This window comes from Thalassoroseus sp., assembly GCF_984380535.1.
Genome location: NZ_CFHRBF010000024.1, coordinates 1 through 18601, shown reverse-complemented (window position 1 = coordinate 18601; position 18601 = coordinate 1). Strand labels below are relative to the sequence as shown.

The window sequence follows — 18601 nt, the reverse complement described above, 5'->3', positions numbered from 1 at the left end:
TTGCGACACAGCCTCCAAATGACAAACAGCCCACCGGACTCGGGTCCAGTGGGCTGTGTTTTGTTGGAACCGTTTCTGGTCAGCCGCTGACGGAGACTTCGTCGGCGAGTTCACGCAGGACATCAGCGAGGATTGCACATCCCTCATCCACTTCCTCAGGCGTCACGTTAATTGCCGGCAACAAACGGACAACCGTGTCGTGCGTCGCGTTGACGAGTAATCCACGCTCCATGCATTTGCCGACCACTGGTGTTGCAGCAACCGTCAGATCGAGTCCGATCATCATCCCCTGAATTCGCAATTCTGCGATGATGGGCAACTCGGCCATCAGAGCTTCAAAATGGCCTCGGAAACGATCGGCCATTTGCAGGCAATGATCGAGCAACCCCTCGGCTTCGATCGTTTCCGCCGTCGCGATTCCGGCGGACATTGCCAATGGGTTCCCCCCAAATGTGCTAGCATGCGTTCCTGGTTTCAAACTTGGTGCGACTTCGTCGGTTGCCAAGAACGCCCCGCATGCCACACCAGCAGCTAACCCCTTCGCCAGCGTCATAATGTCTGGTTGCACGCCCCAGTGTTGATGGGCAAACCAGGCCCCCGTGCGACCCATTCCCGCTTGAACTTCGTCGAAGATCAGCAGGCAATTTGCTTCGTCGGCGATTTGTCGCAAGCCGGGAAGAAAGTCGTCACCCGGCAAATTGACGCCACCTTCCCCTTGAATCGGTTCGACAAGAATCGCACAGGTTTCGTCATCGACAAGCGATCGCACTGCTTCCAAATCGTTGAACGGCGCGTACCGAAAACCGGGTAGCAGGGGGCCAATTCCCTGGTGATACTTCGGTTGGCCGGTGGCGGAAATCGCACCAAACGTTCGGCCATGAAAACTGTTTTCAAAGGTGATGATTCGGTGTCGTCCTGGTCCGCCATGCAGACGTGCCAGCTTGATCGCTCCTTCGATTGCCTCCGCCCCACTGTTACAGAAAAACGCTTTCCCGAAGGCACGGGTGGAGAGAATCTCGGCAAACCGCCCTTGCGCTTCCGTGTACCAGGTGTTCGGCACGTGAATCAGTTTGGAAACCTGATCCTGCAACGCTGCAACAACACGCGGCGGACAATATCCCAGCACATTGCAGCCCCAACCGGGAAACAGGTCAAGATAACAATTTCCCTCGGCGTCCCACACACGCGACCCTTCACCCCGCACCAAGCAGATCGGATAACGCCCGTAATTCGGGATCACGTATTGCTCGAATTGGGCGATGACGTTGGAACTGGTCACTTCGGTGGTAGTCACGGCGATTCCTTCGGAGTCTGAAAAGGAGGGATCAAAGTCGAACGATCTTAAACGGACAGGACCGAACGCGAAAAGGTTCAGCGAGTTTCCAAGCAGACAGGCTGTGGAATCAGAGCACGATTTCCGTACCGACCCCAGTGTTCGAATAAATCTCGAGCAGCACCGAATGCGGCATACGTCCGTCGACAATGTGAACTTTTTTCACGCCCGCCTGTAGTGCTTCGATAGCCGCGTCGACTTTCGGAACCATACCAGCATCGATGACGCCCTCGGCAATCAGCTGTCGACATTCGTCTGCAGTCAAATGGGAAATCAGTGTGGTCGGGTCGTTTTTGTCGCGGAAGATACCTGGCACATCGGAAAGAAACACGAGTTTCTCGGACTGCATCAGACCCGCGACGGCAGCGGCGGCGGTGTCGGCGTTGACATTCAACTTGCCCCCGTCTGCATCCAGTACCACCGAGGGAATCACCGGAATACAACCCGATCGACAGGTATCTTCAATCAAAGCACGATCGATCGAAACCACCTGACCGACGGCTCCCAAATCCAACATTTCGCCGTTTTCGCCGGGAAGTTTAATGCGTTCGCCAACAAGGGCGTTCTGCGTGAGATAACTTAGTTCGACCGCTCGTCCTCCGGACTGGCGTACCAACTTGACCAGCGATCGACAGATATCACGCGCGAGAACTTCGGCGACAATATCCAATGTCTCGTCGTCGGTGTAGCGACGTCCCTGAACGAAACGCGGTGCGATTCCGGCGGCTGTCATTGCGGCGGAGATCGCTTTGCCGCCACCATGTAGGAGCACAGGCCGCATCCCCACGGTTTCCATAAAGACCACATCGGTCAGAAAACTGCGGACGGCATCAGCCTGTTCCAACGCACTTCCGCCGAATTTGATAACGACATGTTGACCACGGAATCGCCGAATCCAACTCAGGGCTTCAATCAGCACGCCCGCTTTGCGGATGGCTTCGTCGTGCGTTTCGACTTCGGTGTTCGCCACAACCACTCTCCCCAGACCGGGAAAAACCGCCTATTGTAGAGTCCGGTGGTCCGGTGTCAATTTTCGCCGAAGGATCTTTAGCACGCCGAGACATACACTTCTGGAAACCAAGGACGGTTCCGACATCCAATTTGACACGAGGGGAGACCCTGTTGTCCTCTCCCGATGATTCCTTTGCGTTCGACCAGAGCTGGCATGCACGAGCACTCGCCGGTGAAGAGGAGGCCGTTGCGCAGTTGGTTCAGCGGACGATTCACCCCTTGTTTGCCTTTTGCCTACACCGCTTACGTGGCGATCGGCATTTGTGTGAGGAGGTCGTCCAAGAAGTTCTCATGCGGGCTCTTCGTGAGTTGCCCAAGTATGACCCGGATCGAGCGAACAACGAGATTTTTCCGTGGCTGCAAGGTCTCGCACGAAACGAGATTCGTCGCAAACTCGACCAGGAAAAACAATCTGCCCGATGGCAAGCGGTTTGGCAGCGGATCGACCAGGACTTGTTCACTGACTTGGCCAGCATGGAGTCAGAACCGCTGGATCAATCACTGATCGAACGAGAGGAAACGGAAACACTCGTCAATGCAGCTTTGTCACAACTTCCGCCACATTATCGAGATACGCTCGCTGACAAGTACTTGCATGGTCGGAGTGTGCGAGAGATCGCTGCAGAATTGCAAGTCACAGAAAAAACCGTCGAATCGCGACTGACACGTGCCCGAGACGCATTTCGCAAGGCGTTTACCACTTTGATCCAATCGATGAACTTGGAATTCGACGGCACGGTACCATTCGCTGGCCCTTGATGGGAGGGAACTGATTCTTCATGCCTGAATCGCAACCGAACCCGCAAAATGAGTCGGATTCGACATTCGTCAATGTCGAGCGATTATTGTCGCGTATGAGTTCCGCCGACCAACCGGCCGACGAATTCGTCACTCGCGTACAACGCGAACTCTGTCAGGAAGCCAAGCGGTTGGCCCAATCGCGGACGGTAAAACTTGCCTCGTCGCGGCCGTTTCGATGGGGCGTTGTTCTGCAAACAGCAACCGCGATTTCGGCTGTGTTTCTCCTGGGTTTTTGGTGGGGACTGCAACAACCGACTCCTGCAGTCCGCCCAGTTACGTTACTCACGGTGACCGAACCTGACTCGAACCGCATCGTTCATTCGGCGAAACAACACGCCGATCCCGTTTCAATGCAGATTGCGTTTGACCGCCAACTGACCACAGTCGGCCCAGAGAACGCAGTCTGTCTATCTTACGATGATCTTGTCTATCAACCGCGACCGGATGCAACGACTCCGGCCGTCGAGAAGCTTCAACCGTTGTTTGGACATCGCATCCGTATTCGTGGATTCATGCGACCAAGCTTCGAGGAATCCGACCTGACGGGGTTTTGGTTGGCACGCGATAATCAGTTCTGCTGCTTCGGGCCAAATCCGAAGATGTGTGACATTATTCGCGTGACATTACGTGACGGATCAACCACCAACTATATCGAAGGCCGCCCGTTCGATGTCGTGGGCATCTTGGAAATCGATCCGGCGTCCGCCGACGAGACACCTGATTTGTTGACACTCAACGACGCCATTGTCGTCTCGCGATAAACTATCGGTTTGCTCCCAAGACCGCCGCGATCGCGATGGCCGCGGTTTCGATGCGAAGAATCCTCGGTCCCAGGGAGATCGATTTTGCACCGGCGGCAATCGCGGATTCGACTTCCGCATCCGTCAGTCCGCCTTCAGGACCGATGATGAATAGGTAATTGGTCTCAGGAGATTTCCAAGAAAGTTCACTCCATTCTTGCCCGCCAGGATGAGCAATCCAAGTCGAACTTTGCGGGATGGCATGCTCCCGCAATTCGCTCCACGTCATCGGCTCGGCAATCTCCATCAATCGGTTTCGGCGACACTGCTTGCAAGCGGCGATCACCGCATGTCGCATTTTCTCCAGTTTCGCATCTCGCGGATTGACCACACTGCGTTCGGTATTGAGCGGAATTAACCGATCGACGCCCAACTCGGTCGCTTTCTCGACCAACCAGCGGAAACGGTCGCCCTTTGGCGGAGCCACCGCAAGCGTCAATGTGGACGCGGGTACTGGTTCGAATTCCAACCTGTCACGAATTCGCAGGTGGACTTTGCGTTTCTCGATTCGTTCGACCACAGCCGTTGCACTGGCCCCGTGTCCATCGAACAGTTCGACCACATCGTCGAGATTCTTCCGCAACACCTTGGCCAAATGGTGCGACTCTGTTTCATCGAGCGTCACTGACACATCCGACTGGTTCAGTTCTGCGGCAAAAAATCGATCCATCAATCTCTGGTCAATTCGTGGGAATCAGGGGAAGAAGTTCATGGGCGCGCGAATTTGTACCGATTATACCAATACGATGGATTTGGATGCCATCGGCGTGATCGATTTGAAGACGCTTAACCCGATTCGAGGGTTTGGAATGTACGCCAGCTACTGGGGGTTGGAGACGGCTCCTTTCTCGAAGTCCCACGACATTCGGCACTTCCATGAAAGCGAAGTTCACGAAGAGGCCCTGTCGCGGTTGTTATATCTGATCGAGGAACGTCGTCGCTGCGGTCTACTATGCGGTGGCCCGGGGACGGGAAAGTCGATGCTTTTGAAGATTATCGACGATCAAGTCCGTCGTTCCCAACGCCAAAGTGTGTTGCTGAATCTGCCGGGACTGACAGGCGACGAGATTCCACGTCGGCTGGCCCAGGAACTCGGCATCTTTCCGCTTCCGACAGACGTCTACTCCGCGTGGCGTGCCGTCGAAGACCATTTGCTGTCGATGTTGGCGTTCGAGCATCAAGCTGTCATCATGTTTGACGGGTTGGAGCGTGCCGGTCGCGGCGGATTGGAAGCCGTGGAACGTCTGGTTCAGCTTGCAGACAACGTCTCTGGCGGACTGACCGTGATTCTCGCCACACGATCTGAACGCTTGCCAATTGAAGCTGCCCGTGTGGCCGAACAAATCGACTTGCGGGCTGACTTGCTGCCGCTCGATACCATCCAGACAGCAGATTACATCACCGACATTCTCACCCAATGCGGACGGACGGATGTTACGTTCACCCCGGAAGCCTTACGGCGTCTGGCGGAACTTTCCGAGGGCATTCCGCGTGCCATCGATCGCTTGGCGGACTTGTCGATGTTGGCTGCAATGAGTGACGAGTTGCCCTTCGTCGATGAAACTGTCCTCGAACAAGTTGCAGCCGAATTGCAGCCGGAAACAGAACGGGTTTCTCAGCCGATCCACTTTGGTTGATTGAGTCATTTATGCGGACGCTCGGCTTAGACATCGGTGGCGCGAACATCAAAGCTGCCGACGCCGACGGTTTGGCTCGTTCGATGTTCTTTCCCATGTGGAAACAGCCCGACCGTTTGGCCGATGCACTCCGGGACCTTCTGAAACAGTTTCCGACACCCGATCGCTTTGCGATCACGATGACGGGCGAACTCGCTGACTGCTTTCGCACGAAAGCAGAAGGCGTCGACCGAATTCTGACGGCCGTCGAAACCGTGGCGGAAGATCGCCCGATCGTCGTCTGGCAAACCGGTGCGGAGTTTGTAACGCCAGAAGTTGCCCGTGATATCCCGCTGCTTGTCGCTGCCGCCAATTGGCATGCGTTGGCGACGTGGGTTGGACGGATCCTTCCGACCCCGTCGTTCGCGATTCTCCTCGACATCGGCAGCACGACGACGGACGTCATTCCGCTAACAGACGGCGTGCCCACTCCGGTTGGACTGACCGACACCGATCGGCTTTGCTCCGGCGAGTTGGTTTACACCGGCGTTCGTCGTACACCGCTCGTCTCATTGGCTCACGAGATTCCTTTCCGCGACGGATGTTGTCGACTCGCAGCCGAACTCTTCGCGACAACGCAGGACATCTACATTCTCACCGGCGATCTTCCCGAAGACGAAGACGACACCGATACCGCCAACAATCGCCCCTTCACGCGTAAGGCCAGTGTCGACCGCATGGCAAGAATGCTGTGTGCCGACACGACCGAGATCACGCCGGACGAGATCGACGAGATTGCCCGTCACTTGGCGAACAAGCAAGCGATCATGATCGGAGCGGCGATTGATCAGGTCTTACAGTCGCAAGAACGCGTTCCGACCCAGGTGCTAACGTCTGGATCGGGTTCGTTTCTGGCTCGACGTCTTGCGACTTCTCATCCACAACTCCGAACCTGCGAACACACGGATCTGGCTCGGATGTTCGCCGATCGTGTTTCTGAAGCCGCGTGTGCATTTGCGGTCGCTCGGTTGGCTGTCGAACGCGACGTTTGACGCCTGCGAACCGACCCGCCAGAATTGTCTCTCAAGATCACTCCAGAGACAATACGCGACTTCATCGGAAACGGATAGAGACATGGTTAACATCGGTATCGTGGGCATCGGCTTCATGGGGTACACCCACTTCACCGCCGCCGAACATCTTAACGGTGGGAAGGTATCCGCAATTTGCACACGGAGCCAGAAAAAACTCGATGGTGACTGGACCGGCATTCAAGGTAACTTCGGACCACCCGCCGGCCAAATTGACACCTCCAATCTCAAAAAGTACACCGACTTTCACGAGATGCTGGCCGATCCGGATATCGATCTGATCGATATCTGTCTTCCGCCGGAGATGCACGAAGAAGTTGCGGTGGCGGCAGCGAAAGCGGGCAAAGCCGTCTTCGTCGAAAAGCCAATTGCAGTGGAACTCGATGCTGCCGAACGAATGGTCGCCGCTGCGAATGAAGCGAACGTGCCCCTCATGGTCGGTCAGGTGTTACCATTTTTTCCGCAATTTCGCTGGGCTGCCGACGCCGTTCGCAGTGGACGGTACGGAAAACTTAAGGCGGCTCACTTCCGTCGGGTGATCTGTCCGCCGGACTGGTCGGACGACATGAGCGACTTCCGAAATCTCGGTGGGTGGGGAATCGATCTGCACATTCATGACAATCATTTTCTCTCACTACTCTGCGGCGTCCCACAAGCCGTGTTCTCACGGGGGATGTTAGTCGATGGGTTTGTGAACCACGTTCATTCTCAATACATCTATGAAACGCCAGACTTAGCCGTCTCGTGTGTGAGTGGTGGTATCGCAGCCCAAGGATTGCAGTTTGCCCACGGATTCGAACTGTATTTAGAGAATGCCACCGTGCTGTACCATGCAGGTACAATCGGCGGGGAATGGGTGATCGACCGACCGCTTTCGCTCGTTCAGCAAGATGGCAGCGTTACCGAACCCGAACTGACCGGCGGTACCGAATGGTACTCCGCATTCACGGCCGAACTTCAGGCTGCCGTCGACGGTCTCCAATCAAAGACAACACCACGAGCTTTAAGTGGCGAACTTGCTCTCGATGCATTGAAACTCTGTTATGCGGAGGCTGAGAGTATCGCTAGCAACAAAGTCGTCAGTCTCGTGTGACATTCGATACGTATCCGCGCGACATTCGCACCACTCCGAGTCACCGTTAGAAACAAGGACTGAGAACACTATGAGTCAGTTCGATGAATTTGATGACGACGATCACGGACCGGAGTGGTGGGAGCCATCTGAGGACGCGGTCACACACGCCGGAGAGCCAGTCCCGGAGAACATGGTCTTCTTTGAACCACCACCTCGTGAAATTGGAAACGTGATCAGCGTTTGGTCGAGTCTCAAGGAAGGCCAGCAGCCACGGTCTGCTTTAGTTCAACTTTTGATTGCAGGCATGATTGCAGTTGGTGTTGCATTACTAATACTAGTCATCGCAGCATCGACGTTCGGCGGCCTCGAATCGGAAACGGTCGTACTCGCCGGGGGCTTTGGTCTTCTTGTTGGCTTGATCGCCTATTTCGTTGTTCGGTTTAGTCATCAATGTAGTTACGTTGGCGAACATGGAATTGCGATTTTCAAAATCAAGGGTAACTGGAATTCGCCTATCAAAGAGCAAATTTTGGTATTCGAAGATGCTGTCACTTTGAATGCCGCCCAAACTCGCAATTATACCAATGGTATTTACACAGGAACCAACTATGATTTCACTTGGAAAGATGGTGCCGGAGGGCGGCTGATGCGACTCAACGGAAACTATCATTCCAAGACCGGGAACCCAAAAGCCAAATCACCGTTTCACCTGGCCCGGATGGGCGAATATGCTTGGAACATCCACCTGACTGATCGCTTGCAAAAAGACCTCGATGAGTATGGTTATGTCGAGTTTCCCGTGAACAAGAACGACGCGGTGCGTGTCGGACCTCAGTTCATTGAGTTCTGTTTCAAAGGCCGGACGGAGCGAGTCCCCGCGCATGCCATCAAGAATCTTTCGATCAACAATGGCGTTTTTGCAATTCATACGAACGAAGCCAAGTGGTTCAGCTCTAAAGGCAAGTTCACATTTAACTATGGTAGCCTGGCCAATGCGGGCATGTTTATTTTTTCGCTTGAACGATTACTAGGCTACGATTTTAGCGGCCAATGACACTCACACACGCTCCGCTGCGAATGCTAGCCCCGAAGAAGTATAGTTGTTTTTATGTTAGAGAATCTCCCGTTGCTGACTTTGCAGCACAAGGCATTGACGATTGAAGGCTATTCGCGGGCGGCCGTTCAGACTTATTGGCGGATTCCGGAATTGAAACTTGGCTTCGACTTGGGAGCGAGTCCGTGGGCGTTCATGGGAACCGGTACGTATTTCATCACCCATCCGCACCTAGACCACATGGCGGCATTGCCAGTGCTAGTGGCACGCCGCAAAATGATGAAAATGGAACCACCGACAATCTACGTTCCTGCAGACGTTGTCGAGAATGTTTCACGCATGCTCCGTGCTTGGCAAAAACTCGACCGGGGACGGATGCTGTGTGAACTTGTTGGTGTCTCACCCGGTGATGAAATCGAACTCTCGCGAGAGCATGTCGTCACTGTTTTTTCCACGACTCACACGGTCCCTAGTGTTGGTTTCATCGTTTGGGATCGACGTCGTAAGTTAAAAACGGAATATCAAGGACTGCCACAAGATCAAATTCGCGACATTCGACTTTCTGGCGAAGATGTTAGCGAGGAAGTTCGGTTCCCGCTTGTTTGTTACACTGGCGATACATCTCCTGCCGGACTCGATAGTGACCCCGCTATCTATGAAGCGCAAGTACTCATTACCGAGATGACTTTTTTTCGTCCCGAACATCGCAAAGAGAAAATCCATAAGCACGGTCACACACACCTCGACGACATTTTAGAACGCGCCGATCGTTTTCAGAATGAATTGATCATTCTGTCGCACTTTAGCACCCGGTATCACGAACGACAGGTCAAACGTGCGGTCGAAAAACGCATGTCGCCGGAATTGCAGGAACGAGTTCATCTCTGGATGTAAACAGTGAACCCCAACTCCGATGCCAATCAGCAGACCGATTCCTCACGTGAAGCCGTGTTATGGAGTCTGTTGGAATCGCTACTTCAGGCTAATGGGGATCGCCAGCCGAACTGGTCGGAAGTCGCGACCGAGCATGCGGAATACGTCGAAGAGTTACGCGAGCTATACGCCACCGCGATGGTGGCCGATGAATTCGGAAGGCTCGCCAACAGTGATCTGCAAGTGACGTTGAGTGTCTCGCCGCTGACTCCGACGCCATCGCAAGGAAACCGTCAACTCCAAGTGCTTCCCGATGTGTCACTGGGTTGTATCGGAGACTACGAATTATTGGAGGAGATCGGCCGCGGCGGCATGGGCGTTGTCTTTCGCGCTCGACAGATCAGTTTGGGTCGGATCGTGGCCCTCAAAATGATTCTGCGCGGGAATATGGCAACCGATGAGGAACTCTCACGATTCCGCGCAGAAGCCGAGGCGATCGCCAAACTCGATCACCCTAATATCGTGCCAATCTATGAAGTCGGCGAGTGGGAAGGGCAGCCATTTTTCAGTATGCGTTACGTCGATGGACCGACGCTTTCGCAGCGACTGATCGACGGACCGCTGTCGAATCATGAAGCGATGGAATTGATGATCCCGATCTGCGAAGCGATCGAACACGCCCATCGGCAGGGGATTCTGCATCGGGATCTCAAACCATCGAATATTCTCTTGGATCGTCAAGGCCGACCGTTCATCACAGATTTTGGCCTCGCGAAACAAGTCTCGAAACCGTCAGATATTGTTAGTGGCCCTCAACCGAGTCTGACCGAGAGCGGTGCAATACTTGGAACACCTTCGTACATGGCTCCCGAACAGGCTGCTGGTCGGCGGGGAGAAATCGGCGCGGCGACGGACGTCTACAGCTTGGGGGCAATTCTGTACGCGATGGTGACTAGTCGCGCTCCGTTTCAAGCAGCCTCGCCAGTCGATACTGTGCTGGCGGTACTTGAACAAGATCCGCTTCCGCCGCGGTTGTTGAACAAGAGTGTCGACTCCGATCTTGAGATGATCACACTGAAGTGTCTGCAGAAACCGACTGACCTGCGATATCCAACGGTCTATGCGCTTCGTAGTGACTTGATCTCTGCCAGGCGAGGTGAAGTCCCTTCGGTTCGTTCGTCGCATTTCACGCAGGTGCTCAGTCGGATGTTTCGTGAGACCCACCACGCGGGCATTCTGGAAAACTGGGGCTTGTTGTGGATGTGGCACAGCTTGGTCTTGCTGGGGCTGTGCGTGGTGACCAACGTTTTTCAGATCGCCGATGTGACGGCCCGTTGGCCGTACGTATTGCTTTGGACCGTTGGACTTGGCATTTGGGCGGCCTGCTTCTGGCGATTGCGACACCTCTCGGGACCGGTAACTTTTGTGGAGAGACAAGTCGCGCATGTGTGGGCGGGTGCGATCGGCGTTAGCACGTTCTTGTTTTGGGTGGAAGCGGTGCTCGAATTGCCGGTGTTGTCGATGTCGTGTGTGTTGCCATTGATCGCGGCAATGGTGTTCGTGATCAAAGCCGGGATTTTATCCGGACACTTTTACGTGCAAGCGTTGATTTTGTATTTCACCGGTGTCGGGATGGCCGGTTTGCGGATGCTCGCCGTTTCGCGGGGCTGGCCGGATCTTGGTTTGACGCTTTATGGGATTGTGTCGGCAGGGTGCTTTTTCGTTCCGGGCTGGAAATACTGGCGACAACGCCAACGCAGTGAGACCGACTGAATCGTCGTTGCTCAAACGCTGTCAGGCTGCAGGATGATGCGAAGTTTCTCACGAAGTTCGGTACGTCCCCGGTGAATGCGGCTGCGAACAGTACCGATGGGGCAACCGACAATCTCGGCGATTTCCTCGTAACTGAGGTTTTCCATTTCCTTGAGCACCAGCACTTCGCGGTATTCCTCCGACAACTCCGCAAGTGCTCGCCGAACCTGCGTTTGTTGCTCGGCCAGTTCCATGGCATGCGAGGGATGCGTTTCCGGGTGGGAATCGGTCGGGTCGACTCCGGCTTTTTCGCGGGCAGCGTCGAGAGAAGTCGTCGCCCGACGCTTTTTTCGTTTTCGACTGACAAGCACATTGTACGCAATGCGAAATAACCACGAATAAAAAGCGGACTCGCCACGAAAGGTGTCCAACTTGGTGAAAGCCAACACGAACGCTTCTTGCGAGATATCGCGGGCGTCTTCCACCGAGCCAAGCATCTTGGCGAGCGTATTGTGCAAGCGATTCTGATGGCGCAGCACTAAGTCGCCGAACGCTTCGGTTCGGCCTTCCAGACATTCCGTGATCAGTCGCTGGTCGTCTGCGTTCACGGGAACCGTTGCGGACTACAGGAATCCCTGGCGAAGTTCGGCAGAAAACGACCGCTGACCGCCAGAGTATGAGTTGTCATCTCAACTGACTTTAGAGTTCAATTGCTCGCGAGCAAGCCATCCTCCCTTGACCAGTGAATACTGTCAAGGAGTCTCACCTTGTTTACGTCGTCGACTTTCGCAGGGAGTGTTCGAAGCAACAAATGCTGCCGGACGGTCTGCTATGAGATAGACGCTCCTGCTACCGGTTTCTTGATCACATTTTCGGGCGGGGAGGATAATTTTCGCGAAGTCGTTAATTTTCCGGGTCGCTTCAACAGCCAAAACGTGTACATAACACCAGAGACAAACATGGCAATGCTGACCCATTGAGAGATTGTAAACGAAGTCCCGAACTTGCCCATTTCATCACCTCGCAAATATTCGATGATAAAACGGGCAATCGGATACAACAGCATTCCCACCGCCAGAACCAGTCCATTCCGCGTGCGGTAGCGGAACACGATCAACGAAACGCCGCACAAGATCAATGCATTGACTGTGCTGTAAAGCTGAGACGGTTGCAGTGAAATCACCTCGGTCGAATCGGGGCTGAGAAATCCGCGGTGCACCATCGCCATATCGGGAACACTCCCCATCGGAAACTGGATAGCCCACGGAAGTTCGCAACGGTCGCCATAGCAACAACCGTTCATCAAACACCCCAGACGACCAAACGCAAGTGCAAGAAAGAACGCCGGGACGGCAACATCTGCGAGGAGCAGCGGGCTCACTTTTTGTTTCCAGCAGTACCAGATCATGGTCAACGAACCGGCGATCACCCCCCCCAACAGAACCAATCCGCCTTCTTGCAATTGGAAGGGGGCGATCAATAACTCGGTTCCCGATTTCCCTCCAAAAACGCGATCACTGTACTGCACAATGTAGAACAATCGGCCTCCGACGATCCCCGCGAGTAGTCCGAAGACACCGATATCCCAGATGAACTCACGGGGAATTCCAACTCGGCTTGCCAGTCGCGTTGCCAGAAACATGCACAACACGAAGCCGATAAAGAGCATGAAGCCGTACCCGTACACGGGTAACGATTGAGGAAACGATTTGGCAATTCGGCTGATTCGATACGGTTGCTCGGATTGATACAACTGAATTCGCTCGCGAACATCCGCGACGTTGGTTTGGCTATCGATGGAGAAAAACGCAATGTTCGCTGCCTTCTTCCCGGCGGCGAGTGCGTTCTTGAAGTCGCCGTTTTCCGCATAGGCAGCGGCCAACGTGTCGTACATGCTAGCCGTTTGCACTCGCGCGACGTCAATCGCACGTTGAGCGGCTTGCAAAGCGTGGTCTCCATCACGGATATCGGCATCCGGCGCGGTCGCCAGTATCCACCCCAAGCGTTGATAACCGTCCGCGAAATTCGGGTCCGTCTGAATGGCCACGGAATACGCGGCGTTCGCGGCCTTGTAATCACGCAGATCGAGATGAGCATCACCAAGCTCGACCAGCAGCGCGGCAACTGGGACACCGCTGGGTGGAGAATCGATCTGTGCCGATAACTCAGCGACACGCTGATGCAACGGCCGCGTCGCCCAGCTGGGAGCTTGTACGATCACAAAAATTCCGACAAGCCAAATGACAGCGGGCAACCCCAGCGTCTCCAAACTCAAATCTTTCCGGTACTGCCAAACTCGCACCACGCCGTATAGGGACCACAAGACCAACAGGATCCCGATCCCGAACAGCGGCAGTTCCCACGAGCCGAACGGAATTCCCACGTCGATCGGAATTCGAAAAAGCGTTTGTCGCATGTCAGGAGTGCTTCCGTTCTGTACTGTTCAGTTCTGATCCGCTACGAACGTGTGATGGGTAAATTGTCGATCAGACGCGTTTGCCCAACTCGAGCCGCGATTAAAGCCACCATTTCACTTTTGGGCTCTGTCAGTTCCTCAAGCGTATCTGGGTTCACGATAACCGCATAATCGAGCTGAATCCGCTGGTCCGTTTGAAGCCGGTCGTGCATCGCTTGCCGAACACGAGCAACATCCGTCTCCCCGGCTGCAAACCGATCGCGTGCGATGTGCAAGGCTTCCGAAAGCGCCAATGCGGACTGGCGTTCCTCGGCGGAGAGGTAGACATTTCGACTGCTCAGCGCCAATCCATCAGGTTCGCGAACGGTGTCGACGGTTTCGATCTCGATTGGCAAATTCAAATCCCGCACCATTCGCCGGATAATCAGTTGTTGCTGATAATCTTTGCGGCCGAAGAACGCGATATCCGCTGGTGCGATCGAGAAGAGTTTCAGCACGACTGTCGTTACGCCATCGAAGTGCTCGGGGCGATGTGCACCTTCCCACACCCGCGAGAGTTTGCCGACGGAAACGGTGGTTTGAAACTCTTTCGGATACATGACCTCGGGAGCAGGGTGGAAAATCACGTCCACACCCGCCGCCCGACACTTTTCGACGTCGTCTCGAAACGGCCTTGGATATTTTTCCAAGTCTTCGCTCGGTGCGAATTGCGTGGGATTGACGAAAATCGTCACCACGACGAAATCACACGTCTTCCGGGCTTCCTCGACCAACCGCAAATGCCCGTCGTGCAATGCTCCCATGGTCGGAACCAACCCGACACGCTCGCCTTGCCGTTGCGCCGACACAATCCGTGCCCGCACCGCGTCCGGCTGTTCAAGGACCATTAACTCAGGCGTTTCGTCGGGCATGAAGGTTTTCGATCAAGAAGCAGAAAGGTTTTTACGATGCCCGAATTTTAGTCGGTTCAATCATTCAGGGGAACAGCGACGCGAAGGCCTTGCCCCAATCGTCGGGTGCGTCGGGTAGTACCACCAGCACAGCCCCATTCAACTTGATGCGCTAAATACGATTGCGCATTCGTGAGATTACAAGGAACACAAACTATTACAAAGAAAGAAGTTGTGTGCCACTGCTAGCTTGCCTAGCAGTGCGAGTCACCAGCCATTCAGGAACCGCTGAAAACACTGCTGGACAAGCCAGCAGTGGCACACGCCATCTCTGACAGATGCAATTTCCTATACAACGCACCCTATGAAACACTTTACGCTTCGTCTTCATCCTCGCGTACACGCGAACGGAAGTACAAGCGGATGGGCACTTCCTCGAATGGTGTGGATTCCCGCAGAAACCCTAGCAGGTAACGTTTCCATGAGGGATCGAACAGCCGCGGGTCGTTGACTTTCAGCACGATTGTCGGCGGATCGGTCGCGACTTGCGTGGCGAAGAAGACTTTCGGACGACGATTGCGACGGTAGGGCGGGTTGCGGTTCTCGATCGCGGCTTGGACGATGCGGTTCAACTCGCCGGTGCCGACTCGTTCGTGGGCCTGCTTGAAAATCGACTGGGCCAAGTTGATCAATTGGCGAATATTCTTGCCGTCCATCGCAGTGATAAACGCGACCGGCACATGCCGCATCGAAGCGAATGTTTCGAACAAATACTCCGCCCATTTTTCGGTCGTCATGTCTTCCTTGAGACCGAGATCCCATTTGTTGACCACGAAAATACACGGTTTACTGCGTTCGTGGATTTCGTCGACCAGTTGCTTGTCGACTTTGGAAATCGTTTGCGACGCATCGAAGAACATCAACACCACATCCGCTCGGCGAATGCTCTTTTGAGCTCGCACCAGACCGTAGAATTCAATGTCGTTCGCGAGACTTTTCTTCTTCCGTACGCCGGGGGTGTCGATCGCCAGGAAGGATTGCTCGTCGACATCGAACCGCACATCAATGCTGTCCCGCGTGGTGCCTGCCACTTCGCTGACGATCACGCGTTCTTCGTTGGCGAGCGAGTTAATGAACGTGCTTTTGCCGACATTCCGCCGCCCGACAATCGCCAACTTCATCAGCGGATCGGTCGTTTCCGACTGAGCGGATTGTTCCTCGTCTTCGTCCGCCGGGGGCAACTCTTCGACAACCACGTCCAACAATTCTCTACGGTTCCGTCCGCCGATGACGCTCGTGACGATCACCGGGGCATCGGGCGCCAACCCGAGGAACTCAGGAACTTCGGCGTCGAGTTTCGTCGAATCGCACTTGTTGACGACCAACACGCACTTCTTCTCGACCTTCCGCAATCGGTCGGCTACCAACCGATCCAACGGCACAACGCCGGTCTTGCCATCGACGACGAATAGGATCAAATCCGCATCTTGCAAACCGACTTCGATCTGTCGTTCGACATCGGCGGTGAGGTCGTCCGTGTCTTCGACGCCCATCCCGCCGGTGTCGATCACTTCGAAATACCGGTCGCGATGGTGCATCAAGTACGTCACGCGATCGCGGGTCACGCCGGACGTCGGATCGACAACCGACACCAGTTTCCCGGCGAACCAATTGAGAATAGAACTTTTGCCAACGTTGGGGCGTCCAACGATGACCACACGAGGAATCGACATAAGACTGGTCGCATCAAAACGGAGTCTGGACAAATCAAGTGTCGGACAGTCTCCGAATCACTGAACGTTGCCAATCATAACGAATCGATTCAGCCGCGAGAATCCCACCGAACCGGCCTCCAATGGGCATTTGTTTCCGTTTGGACGATTCTTTGTTTGCAACTCGCTTGGTCATTGGTGAGAATGGAGCACCAAACGAACCGCCGTGAACGGCACGGCTTACGATATTCATGCGAGGAAAATCTCCTCGCGCGTGATCAACTTGCGGGGCAGCAACAAATGAACATGCGGATTCGGTCGGGACTCTCTCTGGCTTTGTTGGCCGGAACGATCATGGCGAGTGCGGCGACGAGCGGTTCTGCTCAAGACTCGAAGACAATCACCCTCAAACGCCCCGTTTCAGAAGCTGCCATCGCAGAACAAGATGCCGGTCTGCAGATCAGCGTGCCGGACGGTTGGACGGCAGAATTAAAACAACCAGAAACGGCCGCGAACACTCAGAAAACGATTTTGCTGCAACGCTTCAAAACCAAAAACGGTTTGTCCGTACCAGTGTATTTGCTGTCCGGCGGCGGCGATGAAGTGCGGAAAAGCGTGAATAATTGGACCGGACAATTCACCGACGGTGCCCAAGAAAAAACGGAAGAAACGCGATCGGCAATCATTCCCCCGCAGAAGCGGTATGTGTTCGTGGACGTCTCGGGGAACTTCAAAGGAGCGTCGGAACCACTTTTGAACCATAATGGCTCGGTCGAAAATGGACGGCTGCTCGGTGCGATCATTGGTGTTCCCGATTCGGGAATCTATGTGATCTCTATTGTCGGCCCCAAAGACAAAGTCGACGCGGAATACGCCGCCTTCCGCAGTTCGTTCGGTGCATTGGCTGAGGAAAGCGAAAACGACATCGATCTCAGCCAGGACCCGGAAACCGCCGGGACAGAGAAAACAGGTAACTGAAAACGCAGATTCATTCAAACTTCCTAACAAACCGGCGGCTTCGGCTTCCGGTTTGTTTTCGTTGATGCCGATCGTTTGCTCTCCCGGAAGTGGGCTGACATACTAGGCTTCATCCAAGCCTTTGAATTCCACAGCCGACGCTCGCCCACCGCGAACCGCAAGATTGATCCATGCCGGACCTGCTGCCCGAACAGTTGTCTCGTTCACAAATTCATGACCTGCAATCGCAACGCTTGCGAGAGTTGCTTGATGAAGTTATAGGCAAGAATCCGTTTTGGACTCGCAAATACGAATCGGTCGATTTGAATACCGTTCGAACGGTCGATGATTTGCATCGTCTGCCCATCTGCACGAAGTCAGAACTCGTAGCCGACCAAACGGCTCACCCGCCTTATGGTACGAATTTGACCTATCCGAAATCGGACTACTCGCGGTTGCACCAGACGTCTGGCACAACGGGGCGGCCGATGCGTTGGTTGGATACCCCCGCCAGTTGGAACTGGTTCATGGACTGTTGGGCGTGTATCTATCGGCTCACGGGAATCACCGAACATGACGTGTTCGCGTTTCCGTTCTCGTTTGGACCGTTCATTGGGTTTTGGGCAGCTTTCGAAGGAGCCGGACGGCTTGGCAACTTGTGTCTGTCCGGTGGCGGAATGAGCAGCCAAGCCCGCCTGCAACTCATCGCGGAAAACTCAGCGACCGTTGTGTGTTGCACGCCAACGTATGCGCTACGACTTGCGGAAGTCGCGGCTGAGCAAGGCGTTGACTTAGCAGGCGGCAGTGTGCAGAAACTCATTGTCGCCGGCGAGCCCGGTGCCAGCATTCCCGCCACGAAACAACGCATCGAATCGGCGTGGGGAGCGGATCTGTTCGACCATTGGGGAATGACGGAAATCGGCGCGTTGGCCGTAGAACCGCTGGATCGTCGCGGCGGATTGACGATGCTCGAACACCAATGCATCGCAGAGATTCTTGACTCCGAGACAATGGAACCCGTCTCACCCGGCGAACAAGGCGAGTTAGTCATTACGAACCTCGGTCGACTTGGTTCGCCGCTGATCCGTTATCGCACTGGTGATTTGGTCCAAGCTGCCGAAGGCCCCTCCGAAAGTGGGTGCAACTTTATTCATTTGGAAGGCGGCATCCTCGGACGGGCAGAGGACATGGTCACAATCCGCGGGAACAATGTCTTCCCA

At 54.7% G+C, this 18601-nt stretch carries 17 protein-coding genes; 10 read left to right on the top strand and 7 right to left on the bottom strand.

Features of this window, described 5'->3' with window-relative positions:
- Nucleotides 1–79: 79 nt before the first annotated feature.
- Nucleotides 80–1294 carry an aspartate aminotransferase family protein gene (locus AC5DDB_RS26930; RefSeq protein WP_491742867.1) on the bottom strand — a complete coding sequence of 405 codons (1215 nt, stop codon included), beginning with the start codon at nucleotides 1292–1294 and terminating at the stop codon, nucleotides 80–82.
- A gap of 109 nt (nucleotides 1295–1403) precedes the next feature.
- A complete protein-coding gene (argB, locus tag AC5DDB_RS26925; RefSeq protein ID WP_491742866.1) occupies nucleotides 1404–2303 on the bottom strand; it encodes an acetylglutamate kinase in 900 nt (299 codons plus the stop codon).
- A gap of 152 nt (nucleotides 2304–2455) precedes the next feature.
- Between argB and AC5DDB_RS26920 the strand changes: the two genes are divergently transcribed.
- Nucleotides 2456–3103, top strand: coding sequence for an RNA polymerase sigma factor (locus AC5DDB_RS26920; RefSeq protein WP_491742865.1), 648 nt, complete (start codon nucleotides 2456–2458; stop codon nucleotides 3101–3103).
- A 20-nt stretch (nucleotides 3104–3123) separates the two neighbouring features.
- The gene (locus tag AC5DDB_RS26915) at nucleotides 3124–3906 is read left to right on the top strand and encodes a hypothetical protein (RefSeq protein ID WP_491742864.1); all 783 of its coding nucleotides are present in this window, start codon (nucleotides 3124–3126) and stop codon (nucleotides 3904–3906) included.
- A 1-nt stretch (nucleotide 3907) separates the two neighbouring features.
- Here the strand turns inward: AC5DDB_RS26915 and AC5DDB_RS26910 are convergent, their stop codons facing one another.
- Entirely contained in the window at nucleotides 3908–4615 is a 708-nt protein-coding gene (locus AC5DDB_RS26910; protein WP_491742863.1) for a 16S rRNA (uracil(1498)-N(3))-methyltransferase, read from the bottom strand.
- A gap of 40 nt (nucleotides 4616–4655) precedes the next feature.
- Here AC5DDB_RS26910 and AC5DDB_RS26905 point away from each other — a divergent pair, with 40 nt between their 5' ends.
- The 6 genes from AC5DDB_RS26905 to AC5DDB_RS26880 all read left to right on the top strand — a co-directional run bounded on the left by AC5DDB_RS26905 (nucleotide 4656) and on the right by AC5DDB_RS26880 (nucleotide 11427).
- A complete protein-coding gene (locus AC5DDB_RS26905) occupies nucleotides 4656–5582 on the top strand; it encodes an ExeA family protein (protein ID WP_491742862.1) in 927 nt (308 codons plus the stop codon).
- 11 nt (nucleotides 5583–5593) lie between these two features.
- Complete coding sequence (locus AC5DDB_RS26900; RefSeq protein WP_491742861.1) at nucleotides 5594–6613, top strand: hydantoinase/oxoprolinase family protein; 1020 nt, start codon at nucleotides 5594–5596, stop codon at nucleotides 6611–6613.
- A gap of 82 nt (nucleotides 6614–6695) precedes the next feature.
- Nucleotides 6696–7745, top strand: a complete 1050-nt coding sequence (locus tag AC5DDB_RS26895) for a Gfo/Idh/MocA family protein (protein WP_491742860.1) — start codon at nucleotides 6696–6698, stop codon at nucleotides 7743–7745.
- A 70-nt stretch (nucleotides 7746–7815) separates the two neighbouring features.
- On the top strand, nucleotides 7816–8781 hold the full coding sequence (locus tag AC5DDB_RS26890) for a hypothetical protein (protein WP_491742859.1): 966 nt from the start codon (nucleotides 7816–7818) through the stop codon (nucleotides 8779–8781).
- Between the two features lie 54 nt (nucleotides 8782–8835).
- Nucleotides 8836–9675, top strand: coding sequence for an MBL fold metallo-hydrolase (locus AC5DDB_RS26885; protein ID WP_491742858.1), 840 nt, complete (start codon nucleotides 8836–8838; stop codon nucleotides 9673–9675).
- 3 nt (nucleotides 9676–9678) lie between these two features.
- On the top strand, nucleotides 9679–11427 hold the full coding sequence (locus AC5DDB_RS26880; protein WP_491742857.1) for a serine/threonine-protein kinase: 1749 nt from the start codon (nucleotides 9679–9681) through the stop codon (nucleotides 11425–11427).
- An 11-nt stretch (nucleotides 11428–11438) separates the two neighbouring features.
- Here the strand turns inward: AC5DDB_RS26880 and AC5DDB_RS26875 are convergent, their stop codons facing one another.
- From AC5DDB_RS26875 to der, 4 genes are all read right to left on the bottom strand, one after another.
- Nucleotides 11439–12014 carry an RNA polymerase sigma factor gene (locus AC5DDB_RS26875; RefSeq protein WP_491742856.1) on the bottom strand — a complete coding sequence of 192 codons (576 nt, stop codon included), beginning with the start codon at nucleotides 12012–12014 and terminating at the stop codon, nucleotides 11439–11441.
- A gap of 221 nt (nucleotides 12015–12235) precedes the next feature.
- Complete coding sequence (locus AC5DDB_RS26870; protein WP_491742855.1) at nucleotides 12236–13822, bottom strand: prolipoprotein diacylglyceryl transferase family protein; 1587 nt, start codon at nucleotides 13820–13822, stop codon at nucleotides 12236–12238.
- 41 nt (nucleotides 13823–13863) lie between these two features.
- Nucleotides 13864–14733 (bottom strand): pantoate--beta-alanine ligase, encoded by an 870-nt coding sequence (gene panC / locus AC5DDB_RS26865; protein ID WP_491742854.1) that lies wholly within the window; start codon nucleotides 14731–14733, stop codon nucleotides 13864–13866.
- Nucleotides 14734–15086: 353 nt separating this feature from the next.
- Complete coding sequence (gene der / locus AC5DDB_RS26860) at nucleotides 15087–16445, bottom strand: ribosome biogenesis GTPase Der (RefSeq protein WP_491742853.1); 1359 nt, start codon at nucleotides 16443–16445, stop codon at nucleotides 15087–15089.
- A gap of 285 nt (nucleotides 16446–16730) precedes the next feature.
- On the opposite strand from der, the gene AC5DDB_RS26855 reads away from it, so the two are divergent.
- Nucleotides 16731–17402 (top strand): hypothetical protein, encoded by a 672-nt coding sequence (locus AC5DDB_RS26855; protein WP_491742852.1) that lies wholly within the window; start codon nucleotides 16731–16733, stop codon nucleotides 17400–17402.
- Between the two features lie 170 nt (nucleotides 17403–17572).
- Nucleotides 17573–18601: phenylacetate--CoA ligase family protein (locus AC5DDB_RS26850; protein ID WP_491742851.1), on the top strand; the 1029-nt coding region annotated here is incomplete at its 3' end.